Raw genomic sequence first — 13,722 nt, forward strand, 5'->3', positions numbered from 1 at the left:
ACCAATGACACAATGACCAATGACTAAATAGGAATGATAAAAACGCTATATATTGTCCGTCACGGGCAAACAGATCTGAATAAACAAGGTATTGTACAGGGCCGGGGCAGAAACACCGACTTAAACGACGAGGGACGCAAACAGGCTAACCAATTCTTTGAAGCCTATAAATCTGTCCCTTTTGATAAGATCTATATTTCAGAACTTAAGCGTACGCAGCAAAGTATTCAGCAATTTATTGATTTTGGGATCCCTTTTGAGAAATTATCAGGCCTGGATGAGCTGGCCTGGGGTATTTATGAGGGTATGCCCAGCACACCCGAAACCAAAGCCGCTTTTTTAAAATTAATGCGCGATTGGATAGCCGGCAACCTTGACGAAAAGTTTGAAAACGGCGAAAGTCCGAACCAAGTCAGGTTAAGGCAGTTAGAGGCGCTGCAAATTATAATGAGCCATACCGAAGAAAACAATGTGTTGATTTGCATGCACGGCCGGGCTATGCGTTTATTATTATGCCAGCTAACCGGCAAACCACTTACCGAGATGGATACCTTCCCTCACCAAAATCTGGTACTGTATAAAGTTACTTTTGACGGCGAAAAGTTTGAGATCATCAGCTTCAACAATGCCGAACATCTAAAAAACGACTAACACTTCTGTGAAAAAAATTAAAATATCAGCTGTAAGCTACACTAATACCAAACCATTTTTATACGGTATACAACATACCGATGTCATTAATAAAATAGACCTGAGCCTTGATATCCCGTCAGACTGTGCTCAAAAACTGATAGACGATAAAGTTGATATTGGCCTGATACCCGTGGCTGCCACGCTTAACTTGCCACATTGGGAAATTGTAGGTAGCCATTGTATTGGCGCGGCTGGCGCGGTAAACTCGGTATTTATATTCAGCAACTGCGATATTAAGGATGTAACCCATTTACAGCTCGATCCTGAATCGCGCTCATCAAATAATTTAGCCAAGGTTTTATTAAAAAACTTTTGGAAGATACACCCCGAGTTGATCACCAACGCGCCCGATTATGCTGACACAACAGAGACAACTACAGCTTTTGTACAAATAGGGGACAGGACCTTCGGCAAAAAAGAGAAGTACCCGTTTGTGTACGATCTTTCAGAAGAGTGGCAAAGGTTTACCGGCCTGCCATTTGTATTTGCTGCCTGGATAGCCAATAAACCTATTCCGGCTGATTTTGCAGCCGAATTTGACCAATCACTAAAGTTTGGATTGGATCACCGTGCAGAATTGCTTAAAGAGCTCCCTAAACGGCCGGATTTTGACATGGAAGATTACCTGATGCACAAACTCGATTTTGATCTTACCGAAGACAAACGCAAAGCACTGCATCTTTTCCTTGATTACATAAAGGCTTTGTAACAATAGGCTGACAGTTTAAACCAAGCTGTACATAACTAATCCTACAGTTACCATATCATTATGGTACAATTAGTTATGGCGGGTTTAAAAAAGATTAGTACAAGTTTAAAGGTGGTTTTGTCGTTACTGGCATTACTGGCTGTAGCTTATACTGTAAACTTATTTACCGGGCATAAACAGGTCATTTTGGCTGACACTGACACTATAGCAGTAAGCCATCCACTGCAAAAGCTTGTAAAACACCACAGAAACAAGCAACATGCGCAAAGGCCGTCTGCCATAAAGGAAATTGACCACACCCCGAAAATTGTACAATTGCCGGCGACACAAACCAAACCTGAAATAATTAAACCTTCATTACGGGTTGCTTTACAGAATCCAGAATCCCCTAAATCTGATACTTTGGTCAATACTAACAACTTTATATATACTACCTATGTACAACCCAATGTAACAGGTGTAGTTAAATTGCGAGATCAGGATAATTTCTACGCTAATACATTAACAAATATCCCTGCCAACTCAAAAGTGCAGGTGTTAAAAAGAGGGCAGACCTACTACCAGGTGGCCTATAATCATACAATCGGCTTTGTGCCAAAGTGGACATTAAAAACCAAGTAGCCTATGGGAATTTTTTTAGAATTATAATATCTGCCGCTGTTTTGGGCAGAAAATGGTTAAAATCATTGTAAACAGCGTGTTACAATGCAGTTTTGTCATTTTTTTATGATCTACAATATTTACATATTGTACAAAATACACTAAGTAATTTAAAATATTTTCAATTTAATATCTAATAAGTTTATAAATTATGAAATATTCACAAAAGTTTAAAATTTTTTAATTAATATTAAACTCGGCCGTACTTTTGTTGTCAATAATACAAATTCACACACTATGAAAAAGTTATTTATAACCGCAGTGATCGCTACCATGTTTAGTGTAACTGCATTCGCGGATGGCGGAAAAAAAACATCAACAGAAACAGGTGAAAACAATGTATCATACTCAGCGCTTACTCAATTCAAATCAGATTTTGAAAATGCAAGCAATGTAGTTTGGATAGTTACATCTACCTCTCAAAGCGTAAGCTTTACACAAAACAACGCTAAATACACTGCTTATTATGATTGGAACGGTCAGTTCTGGGGTTTAGCTCAGGATGTTAGCTTAGCAACCATAACCAAACCGGCAAAACAAACCATCGCTAAAGAATATAGCGGTTATGACGTAGCAAATGTTACCAGGTTTGAAGCACAAGACGGTGAAGAAGCTGTTGTATATTTTGTTAAACTTAAAAATGCAACGAGCGAAATTGTTGCAACTATATCACCTGTTGATGGTGAGATCAAAAATATTGATACAATTAAATAATTAATTGTTCACTAATTTTCAAGCCCCGTTAGGCAATTGCTTAACGGGGCTTTTTTTATACTTAAAATTAAATAATGTAATGTCTATGTAAATAGTAGTTTAATTTTAAAATAGCCATTGTTATTTTAAACAATCGCAGTAACTTTAAAAAAATAATTCTATTTAAAAACGTACAATCATGAGTTTAAGATTAGGCGATAAAGCCCCAAATTTCACAGCACAAACCTCACTTGGCGAGATCAATCTATACGATTATCTGGGCGATGGGTGGGGTGTATTATTTTCGCACCCGGCAGATTACACACCGGTTTGTACAACCGAACTGGGCAGAACTGCAGCTTTAAAAGACGAGTTTGCAAAACGCAACACTAAAGTACTGGCGTTAAGCGTGGATTCGGCTGAATCACACAGGGGTTGGATCAAAGACATTAATGAAACACAGAATGTTGAGGTTACCTTCCCGATAGTTGCAGACGAAGACCGTAAGATAGCCGAAGAGTATGACATGATCCACCCGAACGCGTCTGTAAACGCTACCGTGCGCTCATTGTTCATCATCGGGCCGGACAAAACTATTAAGCTGATCATCACTTACCCGGCATCAACCGGAAGAAATTTCCAGGAGATATTACGTGTGCTTGATTCGTTACAACTTACTGCATATCACAGCGTAGCAACACCTGCCGATTGGAAAGACGGAGAAGATGTGGTAGTGGTGCCTGCTATAAAAACTGAAGATATCCCGGCAAAATTTCCTAAAGGATATACTGAAGTTAAACCATACTTACGTTTAACCCCGCAACCTAACAAATAATTTTATTTGGATAATCAAATAATTTTATATATTTGGAAAAGCAGGGTATATTATTCCACTGATTATTAATACCATTTTGTATTCAGCCTGGTTTAGCTATATATCTAAAACAAACTTTTAATACTATTATATTATTATGAAAACAGGAAAAGTAAAATGGTTTAACACACAAAAAGGTTACGGCTTTATTGTTACCGAAGACGGCAAAGACCTGTTTGTGCACTTTAAAGATGTACAAGGCGGTGTAAATGCTATTAAAGATAATGATAGCGTTGAATATGATGTGGAAGACGGAAGAAAAGGATTACAGGCAGTAAATGTAAAGAAAATATAATTTACTAATCCCACCCAAAGAAACCTCTGTAAGCCCAGGGGTTTTTTTTTGTCAAAAAATTTAAAAACCTGCCTATTTCGCTTACATTAGGCCACCCAATTATATCGTATTATGACTGATGCCGCCACACCGGCCAAAATTTCACGGAACGTTACTTTTTTAGTATTGGTAGCCTCATTAGGTTACTTTGTAGATATTTATGATCTGGTTATCTTTTCCATTGTACGGTTAAGAAGCCTGCAGGAAATTGGTGTACCCGCTACAAGTATAGAAACCGAGGGTAACTACATCATCAACATGCAGATGTTTGGCCTGTTAATGGGCGGGATATTATGGGGTGTTATTGGCGATAAGCTGGGCAGGATAAAGGTTTTGTTCGGATCGATATTTTTATACTCGATAGCCAACATTGTTAACGGCATGGTGCATGATGTTAACAGTTACGCTGTTATCCGCCTGGTTGCAGGCATTGGCCTGGCCGGCGAATTGGGAGCGGGCATAACCTTAGTAAGCGAAACTTTAAGTAAAGAGCGCAGGGGATATGGTACCACTATTGTAGCCATGATAGGCCTTTTAGGCGCTGTAGCAGCTGCTTGGGTAGGCCAATATAACTGGCGCACGGCTTACTACGTAGGTGGCGGCCTGGGCATAGTTTTGCTATTACTGCGGATGGGTACTTTCGAATCGGGCATGTTCAAAAACATGTCAGACAAGGATGTTTCAAAAGGCAATATCCTGATGTTATTTAATAACGGTAAACGGTTTTTAAAATACCTGTATTGCATCCTCATCGGCGCGCCGTTATGGTACGTAGTGGGTATATTGGTTACAAAAGCACCCGAGTTTGGTAAAGCATTGGGATCTACAGAACCTTTAAGTGCCGGTACAGGAATACTTTTCACTTATGTGGGCATTTCGGTAGGTGGTGTATTTGCGGGTTTGCTGGCGCAGTATAGCCGCTCGCGTAAAAACACCATGTTTATTTTCTTGTTACTGTCGCTTATTAGTGTAATGTTTTACCTGAGTGCAAAAGGCATTACGCCAACGCAGTTTAAATGGCTTTGCTTCTTTATGGGCTTTGCAGTAGGGTATTGGGCTACGTTTGTAACCATAGCTTCCGAGCAATTTGGTACCAATATCCGGTCGACCGTTACTACTACCGTACCCAACTTTGTACGTGGGTCATTGATCCCCATCAATTTTGCATTTACCGCATTAATGGTACATTTTGGCCGCATCAGCAGCGGCTATATCATGATGATCATCCTGACAGGTGTCGCTTTATTTGCGACAAGCCAGTTAAAAGAAACTTTTGATAAGGATTTGGATTATATTGAGGATGAGGGTGCGAATTTACTTTCGTAGATTCCTTTTTATCATTTCGAAGCGAAAAATCTTAAACGTTTTGTTATTAATCGCACTTGTAAGATTTCTCACTCTTTCCTCGTTTCGAAATGACAAGTCAATTATAGTCTAATTCCAAAAAAATCGCATTTTTGCGCTCAATGATCACTAAAGAACAAATCGCTGCCGATTACCAGATTATCCAGAACGAAATATGCGCTGCTTTAGAGTTTACGGACGGCAAAGCCAGATTTGAAGAAGAAAAGTGGGAGCGGGAAGGCGGCGGTGGCGGACGCACGCGGATTATCCAAAACGGCAATATCTTTGAAAAGGGCGGGGTAAACTTTTCGGCTGTCGACGGACAACTGCCCGAGGTGATCAAAAAAAGCCTGAAAGTGGACAGCGATGATTTCTTTGCTACCGGCGTATCTATTGTTATCCATCCCAATCATCCGCTGGTGCCCATTATCCACATGAATATCCGCTATTTTGAAATGCCGTCATCATTTGCTGCGGGAAAAGAGCCGATAAGATGGTTTGGCGGCGGTATTGACCTTACCCCGCATTATGTTGTGGAGGATGATGCAAAGTTCTTTCACAGTAGCTTAAAAGCAGTTTGCGACCGATTTAATACCACGTTTTATGACCGGTTCAAAAAATGGGCCGACGATTATTTCTTTATCAAACACCGTGACGAAACGCGCGGCGTTGGCGGCATATTTTATGATCGTTTAACCGCCACTGATAATCTGAGTTGGGATGACCTGTTTGCATTTTCAAAAGCGGTGGGCCGGTCATTTATCCCTATTTATACCGAACTGGTTAATCGCCATAAGCAGGAAACTTTTACAGCCGACCAGCAGCAATGGCAATACCAGCGCCGCAGCCGTTATGCCGAATTTAACCTGGTGTATGATGCCGGAACAAAATTCGGACTGGAAACTAATGGCCGGATAGAATCAATCCTGATGAGTTTGCCGCCGACTGCAAAATGGTTGTATAACTACCAGCCAAAGCCGGGCAGCGAAGAAGAAAAAACATTATCCCTGTTAAAAAAGGGTATTAACTGGGTATAAACATGAAAAAGCTGCCGGTAATATTGATCTTATTTGCGCTGTTGTCTTTTAAGCAACAACCTGCATCCTTAAAAGGAACCTGGGAATACCGTGGCGGTAAATACAACTATAAATTATCGGCTGCGCCAAAAGGCTATTCGCAGCAAAGAAAATATACCGATGCTAAGTTCGACGCCTTTTTGTACGAACCCGACCAACCCACTGTCAAATATGAAAGCGGTGATTATACTTTGGCCGGCGACAGTTGCCTGGAAACCCAAACCTTTTGCCTTCAGGATCAAAGTATGATTGGTAAAACTGTGCATTACCAATATACCATCATAAAAGACACCCTAAAATTAAAAGGAACTTTACCTAACGGCGCTGTTATTGAAGATTATTGGGTAAAGACGAAGTAAGATTATTTATCAAAGCGTCATTGCGAGAAACGGGGGATAACTGATTAACCTACCGCATCTTATCCAGCGTAATCGCCGATGTATCATCCATCAGCGCTTTGTAATGCAGGTTGTCAACAATATTAACTTTTGCGCCCGGCCAGCTATGCCACTGTAAAAAATAGGGGGCTTTTCCTTTAAAAACTTTCAATACTTCCAGCTCGTCAAATTTTCCGTGCGATTCTTCAATCGGGCCTATTTCAGCTTCGGTAACCGGCTTGCCTAATTTGATCAATTCGGGGTAATCATTAAATGCGGGGACTTTAGGATAATTATCTATGGCCACGATATCCACATACTTGTCACCGGGATAAAATGCAGCAGGGGCAGGGAAGTAGTTACCGGCAATATTAGGCGCATAGATCCAGATCAGGTTATCCAGGCCGTAATCTACGGTCAGCGTTTTATACAGGTCTATCCAAAGTGCCGCATAGTCTTTTTGATTGGTCGGGTTTTTAACATCATTTGTTCCCCACCAAAACCAGGTACCATTCATCTCGTGGAATGGCCGCCATAATACCGTTACTCCTGCATTTTTTAGTTGTTTCAATGCTTTTGCAACATTGGCTAACTCGGCACGATAACTGTCTTTTTCCTTCGACTCGGGTGCGTTTTTTAATAGTTTTTTCAGGTCGATAATATTTTTATTATCAACCGTATTTAACCGAACGTTATAACCCGCGGTAAACGGGCAGTCGGCATGCCAGCTTAAGGTTACCAACCCACCACTTTGCCAGTGCTTTAAGGCATATTGGTTGGTTTGCACAAAATCAATATTTGGGAAATAACCATAATCCAGCCCCAACAAAGCAGGGTAATGACCGGTAGAATCGTACAGGCGCTGAAAATTCTTTTTATATTCCAACGCCACATCAAGCGATTGGCTGCATTGCTGCCCAACAATAACCTGGTTATTTTTAACAATGGTTTTGAAGTACTGTAATATGCCTTTTTTGCTTCTGTCAGTTAGTTTTGGGATAGGCGTTTGAGCCATAATCAATTGACTGATTATCAACAGAAAAACTATAGCGGCTAAGCGGATCACGGTTTTCATTTTTTTGGCTCTGCGTTTTTTTAATTAAGGTACATAATTAGTCACATAATTATGTAATCGATTTCTTTGGTGGTGTAATATTGTCAGTGACTTTGTCCCATTTTGTCCCACCAATTTTTAACAAAAATCTAATAATCAACAATTTAAATCAAAATACTGTCCCACTTGTCCCATCTGTCACACACTTACGTGGGACAAAATTACATTGTAAAAACTCCGAATAACTCTTGTAAACCATCGCCTAATGTTGACTAATCATGATATGTGGAAAAAAGTGCAAATTATTGAGGTTCAAATATGTGTTAGACTGCCATTTTGTTGGTAAAAAAAGGGTGATAAATCAACTAAATTCTTAACTTCGCAGGTCGTATAAAAAATCCGTTTTTTACGATCAATTATAAAGCAAAATATCTACAAATAAATAAAAATGGCTGAAGGTACAGAGAACGATAATCCGAACAAAGAGGACAGAATTATTTCTATAAATATTGACGAAGAAATGCGATCGGCTTACATTGATTATTCAATGTCAGTTATCGTATCGCGTGCATTGCCTGACGTGCGCGACGGTTTAAAACCCGTACACAGGCGTGTGCTTTTCGGTATGCTTGATCTGGGTTTAAATAATAACAAACCTTATAAAAAATCGGCCCGTATTGTGGGCGAAGTGATGGGTAAATATCACCCGCATGGTGATTCATCTGTATACGACACCATGGTGCGTATGGCGCAGGAGTGGAGCTTACGTTATCCGTTGGTTGAGGGCCAGGGTAACTACGGTTCAATTGACGGTGATAATCCTGCGGCAATGCGTTATACTGAGGCAAGGCTTGAAAAGATTGCCGAGGAAATGCTGGCCGATATTAATAAAGACACCATAGATTACCAGTTAAACTTTGACGACTCGTTACAGGAACCAACTGTATTACCTGCAAAGTTCCCTAATTTGCTGGTTAACGGCGCATCGGGTATTGCAGTGGGTATGGCCACTAACATGGCTCCGCATAACCTGTCGGAAGTAGTTGATGCCACTATGGCATTGATCGATAACCGCGATATTGAGGTTACCGAGCTAATGAAATATGTTAAGGGCCCTGATTTCCCAACAGGAGGTATCATATATGGCTTTGAAGGCCCGCGTGAAGCGCTTGAAACCGGCCGTGGCCGTGTAGTACTGCGTGCCCGTGCAGAAATTGAAACCTACGGTAGCGACCGTGAACGGATCATCGTATCAGAGATACCTTACCAGGTAAATAAAGGGCTGATGATAGAACGTACTGCCGACCTGGTTAATGATAAGAAACTGGAAGGCATATCTGCCATTCGCGACGAATCAAACCGTGAAGGCATCCGGATAGTTTACGAGATAAAACGCGAAGCAAATGCAGCTATCGTATTAAATAACTTATTCAAATACACAGCGTTACAAACTTCATTTAGTGTAAATAACATTGCACTGGTACATGGCCGCCCAATGCTGCTAAACCTGAAGGATCTGATCCATCACTTTGTTGAGCACAGACATGAGGTTGTTATCCGCCGCACTAAATTTGAGCTGGCCGAAGCACAAAAACGCGCGCACGTTTTGGAGGGCTTGCTGATAGCCTTAGATCACCTGGATGAGGTTATTAAATTGATCCGCGCATCACAAACGCCTGATGAGGCCCGAGAAGGCTTAATGAGCAACTTTGGCTTAAGCGATATACAGGCACGTGCCATACTGGACATGACCTTGAGAAGGTTAACCGGACTGGAACGCGACAAGATCAAAGACGAATACGAAAGCTTAATGAAACTGATAGACCATTTAAACTCGATTTTAGCAGATGAAGGTTTAAGGATGCAGATCATTAAAGATGAGCTGGCCGAGATCAAAGATAAATACGGTGATGAGCGCAAAACAGAAATGGTGCATTCGTCAGCAGAAATGCAAACCGAAGACTTTATTGAAGACGAAAATGTTGTAATAACAATATCCAGAGAAGGATACATTAAACGGACATCGCTTACAGAATACCGCAGACAGGGCAGAGGTGGCAAAGGATCAATTGGCAGCAACAGCCGTGATGAAGATTTTATTGAGCACCTGCTGATAGCCTCAAACCATAATTACATGCTCTTCTTTACAGAATCGGGCCAATGTTTCTGGTTAAGGGTGTTTGAAATTCCGGAAGGATCTCGTACTTCTAAGGGCCGTGCTATACAAAATATCATAAATATCCCTAAAGAAGAAAACATAAAAGCCTATATTAAGGTTGTTAATTTGAAGGATACTGAGTACCTTGAGAACAACTTTATCATTATGTGTACCAAAAAGGGTGTGATCAAGAAAACTTCGTTAGAAGCTTATTCAAGGCCACGCGCAAACGGTATCAACGCTATAAATGTTAACGAGGGCGATTCGTTATTAGAAGCAACGTTAACAACTGGCAGCAGCGAAATTGTAATGGCGTTGCAATCGGGTAGGGCGATACGCTTTAACGAGGCTACGGTAAGGCCAATGGGCCGTACCGCTACAGGCGTTAGGGGTATTACTTTAGATAGCGATAATGACGAGGTTGTAGGCATGATCAGTATCGATAACCCTGAAACTACCGTATTAGTAGTGTCTGAAAAAGGTTACGGTAAACGTACCGATATTGATGACTATAGGGTAACCAACAGGGGTGGTAAGGGTGTAAAAACACTTAACATAACTGAAAAAACCGGAAACCTTGTAGCCATAAAAGGTGTTACTGATGATGAAGATCTGATGATCATTAATAAATCAGGTGTGATCATTCGTATCGCTGTAAGCGAACTGAGGGTAATGGGACGCGCTACACAAGGAGTGAGGTTAATAACATTAAAAGGCAATGACGAAATTGCGTCAGTAGCTAAAATAGAGCATGACGATGAGGAAGAGGTAACAGATGTTGAAAATTCAGGCGAAAACCCGGATACAAATTCAACACCTGATACTGATGCCGAATCAACATCTCAAATTGACATAACTGAATAAACAATGAACGGCCGTAAAATAACAATATCGGTTTTATTGATCCTGTTTACTACATCTTTTGCATTCGCTCAATCAGAAGTGCTAAAAGGTGTAGTAAATAATTTAGCTTATTATAAGCAAAAAAAGGAACTCAAGAATTTAGCTAATGCTAAAAAATCCATAGATAGCTTACTTAAGTTACAGCCTGATACTAATATACTTGATCAGAACGTTTATCGCGCAGTTATCAACTCTGCTATTTTATATATCGACTCGACGAATACACTCGGCCAACCCGAAAACTATTTCAGAAAAACAGTTGAACAGGTTGATATCTTAAATACCCGCAAAAAGATCTATAAGTATCAGCCCGAGATGGATTTTGTGAGGGAATGCTTAGCTAATGTTTACATTCGCAAGGCTTTTGCCTATATCAAGATATCTGACTATACTAATGCCGGTACCATGTTCTTAAAAGCGCACAGATATGTACCTGCATTTAAGCCCCTTAATGCCTACATAGCGTACACTAATAATAAGTTGGGTGATGTAATTACAGCTGCTAAGTATTACGACAACCTCATCAAGACAGATAGTGCTAAAACTGACAATATTGAAGCTGCATCAAATGTATATAAAGCTATAGGAGATACGGCTAAAGCTATTGATGTACTTAAACGAGGCAGACGGTTAGCGCCGAACGACAAGTTTTTATTACTGGATGAAGCTAATATCTATAACAACAAACGCGACTATGAAGCATTAGGTCCGTTATTGCCGCAATTACTTGATATTAACCCAAATAACCCCGATATTGTATTGGTTGCGGCAAATTGTTATGAGCATTTACATCAGTACGATAAGGCCGAATCGTTGTATTTACAGGCTATTGATTTAAATAGTTCTGCATACGAACCGATATTTAATTTAGGTTTGCTTTATTTAAAAACAAGTGCCTTAAAAAAGAATGGTGACGCCGGTAAAAATTTAGCATATGCACAGCAATGGCTTGAAAAAGCAAATGAAATATCTCCGAATGATGTAAATTGCCTGCAGGTTTTGCAGCTTGTTTATGCTAAAACCGACAATAAAGATCAACTAGACAAAATAAATAATAAACTAAAACAGTTAACTAATCAATAAATTAAACTATGAGAATTAAATTTTTGATAGCAGGCTTATTAGGCGTAGCCAGTACCACGGCATTTGCTCAAAAATATGAGTTAAATTACGCCAAGGATTCGTATGTAAAGTATGTAACTTTAAACAAAGTAAAAGCAACTTTTGCCGAAGCTGATAAAAATCTTAATGAGGCTAAAATAGCAATTGAAAAGGCAGGAGCCAATTCTAAAACCGCAGAATTGCCTTTAACTTACGCGGTAAAAGCGGCAGTTTATGCAACTTATGCATTACGTGACAGTGCTAAAGCTGTTTCATATTTTAATGATGCCGATGCTGCTTTAAAAAAGGCCAAAGAATTAGACGCCAGCGGCGAGAACAAAGTATTAACAAATGATGCCGCCAATAACTTGGCGCAATACCAGTTAAATAGGGGAATAATAGACTTTAAGGATAAAAAATATGATGCCGCCTATAAAGATTTCGATTATTTCCACCAACTTTTTCCTGAAGATACAACTGCTTTATATTATTCAGGCTTAGCTGCAGTAGCAGGTAAAAATTATCCGGCCGCTATTACCTCATACTCGAAACTTTTACCGGTTACTTTTTCTAAAAAAGAAAGCATTTACTCTGATATGGCAAGTATTTATCTAATGCAAAAAGATACTGCAAGCGCTTTGAAAATATCTGCAGAAGGTGTAGAAAAGTTCCCAACAAGCGCTGAATTAAGAAGAAGAGAAATTGAGGTTAGTTTACAAGCAGGTAAAGCTCAGGATATTCTTACTAAAATACAGGCTGCTATAGCTAACGACCCCAAAAACAAAAACCTATACTATTATGCGGGTTTAGTTTATACTACTGAAGGTGGCAATGCCGGTGCAGAAATCACTAAATTAAAAAAGGCAGGCAAAGATGCTGCGGCAATACCAGCTACTCTACAAACAAAAAAAGATGAGGCTTACGCAAAAGCAGCAGAAATGTATAAAAAAGCAGTAGATATCGATCCTGAGTTTTTTGAAGCTAATTTAAACTTGGGTTATGCATACTTGGCGCCGGCAATTGATCAGTATAACGCTGCAAACCAATTACCACCAAGTAAACAAAAAGAATACAATGCGGCCATTGCAAAAGCAAATGCGCTGTTTGAACAGGCAAAACCTTATTTATTAAAAGCTACCGAATTGAATCCAAAATCTAAAGATGCTTTGATCAATTTAAAAAATTATTACCTGGGTACTAAAAACGCAGCAGAAGCAACTGCAACTCAGAAAAAAATAGAAGCATTACCTGGTAACTAATGTTTAGAGCCTGCCTGAAGAAAGGGCAGGCTTTTATTAGATAACATTACTTAACATAATGTTAATTATGTGATAATTTATATAATATAATTAGCATAAAAAAAAAGCCCAATAAATTGAGCTTCATTTTGATTGAACGTATCCGATTAATTTACATTTTCTTAGTAGTGTCAGTTGACATTTTTCCGGTGTCTTTTTTAGTAGTATCTTTTTTACCGGTATCCGGGCTTGCCATTTTACTGGTGTCTGTAGACGTCGAATCAGATGTGCCGGCTTTTTTTTCTGAACTACAACCGACTGCTAATGATCCGATCATTGTCGCGACAAGCGCGAAACTTAAAATTTGCTTTTTCATAAGTATAGATATTAGTTTTTTAATGTTAACTGAATTATTAACCCAGTTTTAAAGTCATTGTTTACAATAATCTATATGTTCACATATTCACTACGGCATCATCAGAAATTAATTTATGAGCTATTACTGATC

14 protein-coding genes are annotated in these 13,722 nt (G+C 39.6%); 12 read left to right on the forward strand and 2 right to left on the reverse strand.

Annotated elements, in window-relative coordinates:
• Nucleotides 1-33: 33 nt before the first annotated feature.
• From FO440_RS15560 to FO440_RS15600, 9 genes are all read left to right on the forward strand, one after another.
• Nucleotides 34-651, forward strand: coding sequence for a histidine phosphatase family protein (locus FO440_RS15560; RefSeq protein ID WP_144249217.1), 618 nt, complete (start codon nucleotides 34-36; stop codon nucleotides 649-651).
• A 7-nt stretch (nucleotides 652-658) separates the two neighbouring features.
• Nucleotides 659-1,402, forward strand: a complete 744-nt coding sequence (locus FO440_RS15565) for a menaquinone biosynthetic enzyme MqnA/MqnD family protein (protein ID WP_144249218.1) — start codon at nucleotides 659-661, stop codon at nucleotides 1,400-1,402.
• Between the two features lie 60 nt (nucleotides 1,403-1,462).
• Nucleotides 1,463-2,023, forward strand: a complete 561-nt coding sequence (locus FO440_RS15570; RefSeq protein ID WP_144249219.1) for a hypothetical protein — start codon at nucleotides 1,463-1,465, stop codon at nucleotides 2,021-2,023.
• 276 nt (nucleotides 2,024-2,299) lie between these two features.
• Nucleotides 2,300-2,776: a hypothetical protein gene (locus FO440_RS15575; protein WP_144249220.1), complete on the forward strand. Its 477-nt coding sequence runs from the start codon at nucleotides 2,300-2,302 to the stop codon at nucleotides 2,774-2,776.
• 178 nt (nucleotides 2,777-2,954) lie between these two features.
• Nucleotides 2,955-3,590 carry a peroxiredoxin gene (locus tag FO440_RS15580; protein ID WP_144249221.1) on the forward strand — a complete coding sequence of 212 codons (636 nt, stop codon included), beginning with the start codon at nucleotides 2,955-2,957 and terminating at the stop codon, nucleotides 3,588-3,590.
• Between the two features lie 136 nt (nucleotides 3,591-3,726).
• Nucleotides 3,727-3,924, forward strand: coding sequence for a cold-shock protein (locus FO440_RS15585; protein ID WP_144249222.1), 198 nt, complete (start codon nucleotides 3,727-3,729; stop codon nucleotides 3,922-3,924).
• A gap of 111 nt (nucleotides 3,925-4,035) precedes the next feature.
• Nucleotides 4,036-5,289, forward strand: a complete 1,254-nt coding sequence (locus FO440_RS15590) for an MFS transporter (protein WP_144249223.1) — start codon at nucleotides 4,036-4,038, stop codon at nucleotides 5,287-5,289.
• A 140-nt stretch (nucleotides 5,290-5,429) separates the two neighbouring features.
• Nucleotides 5,430-6,344 carry an oxygen-dependent coproporphyrinogen oxidase gene (hemF, locus tag FO440_RS15595; protein ID WP_144249224.1) on the forward strand — a complete coding sequence of 305 codons (915 nt, stop codon included), beginning with the start codon at nucleotides 5,430-5,432 and terminating at the stop codon, nucleotides 6,342-6,344.
• Nucleotides 6,345-6,346: 2 nt separating this feature from the next.
• Nucleotides 6,347-6,742, forward strand: coding sequence for a hypothetical protein (locus FO440_RS15600; RefSeq protein ID WP_144249225.1), 396 nt, complete (start codon nucleotides 6,347-6,349; stop codon nucleotides 6,740-6,742).
• A 49-nt stretch (nucleotides 6,743-6,791) separates the two neighbouring features.
• Here the strand turns inward: FO440_RS15600 and FO440_RS15605 are convergent, their stop codons facing one another.
• On the reverse strand, nucleotides 6,792-7,835 hold the full coding sequence (locus FO440_RS15605; RefSeq protein WP_144249226.1) for a glycosyl hydrolase: 1,044 nt from the start codon (nucleotides 7,833-7,835) through the stop codon (nucleotides 6,792-6,794).
• Between the two features lie 427 nt (nucleotides 7,836-8,262).
• On the opposite strand from FO440_RS15605, the gene gyrA reads away from it, so the two are divergent.
• From gyrA to FO440_RS15620, 3 genes are read left to right on the forward strand one after another with little or no spacing between them, the layout of a single operon-like run.
• Nucleotides 8,263-10,836 carry a DNA gyrase subunit A gene (gene gyrA / locus FO440_RS15610; protein ID WP_144249227.1) on the forward strand — a complete coding sequence of 858 codons (2,574 nt, stop codon included), beginning with the start codon at nucleotides 8,263-8,265 and terminating at the stop codon, nucleotides 10,834-10,836.
• A gap of 3 nt (nucleotides 10,837-10,839) precedes the next feature.
• Nucleotides 10,840-11,958: a tetratricopeptide repeat protein gene (locus FO440_RS15615; RefSeq protein ID WP_144249228.1), complete on the forward strand. Its 1,119-nt coding sequence runs from the start codon at nucleotides 10,840-10,842 to the stop codon at nucleotides 11,956-11,958.
• A gap of 8 nt (nucleotides 11,959-11,966) precedes the next feature.
• The gene (locus FO440_RS15620; protein ID WP_144249229.1) at nucleotides 11,967-13,235 is read left to right on the forward strand and encodes a tetratricopeptide repeat protein; all 1,269 of its coding nucleotides are present in this window, start codon (nucleotides 11,967-11,969) and stop codon (nucleotides 13,233-13,235) included.
• Between the two features lie 151 nt (nucleotides 13,236-13,386).
• On the opposite strand, the gene FO440_RS15625 is transcribed toward FO440_RS15620, so the two are convergent.
• The gene (locus FO440_RS15625; protein ID WP_144249230.1) at nucleotides 13,387-13,590 is read right to left on the reverse strand and encodes a hypothetical protein; all 204 of its coding nucleotides are present in this window, start codon (nucleotides 13,588-13,590) and stop codon (nucleotides 13,387-13,389) included.
• Between the last annotated feature and the right edge of the window lie 132 nt (nucleotides 13,591-13,722).

Origin of the sequence: Mucilaginibacter corticis (genome assembly GCF_007558865.1) — a bacterium.
In the GTDB taxonomy this organism is placed as follows: Bacteria; Bacteroidota; Bacteroidia; order Sphingobacteriales; family Sphingobacteriaceae; genus Mucilaginibacter; species Mucilaginibacter corticis.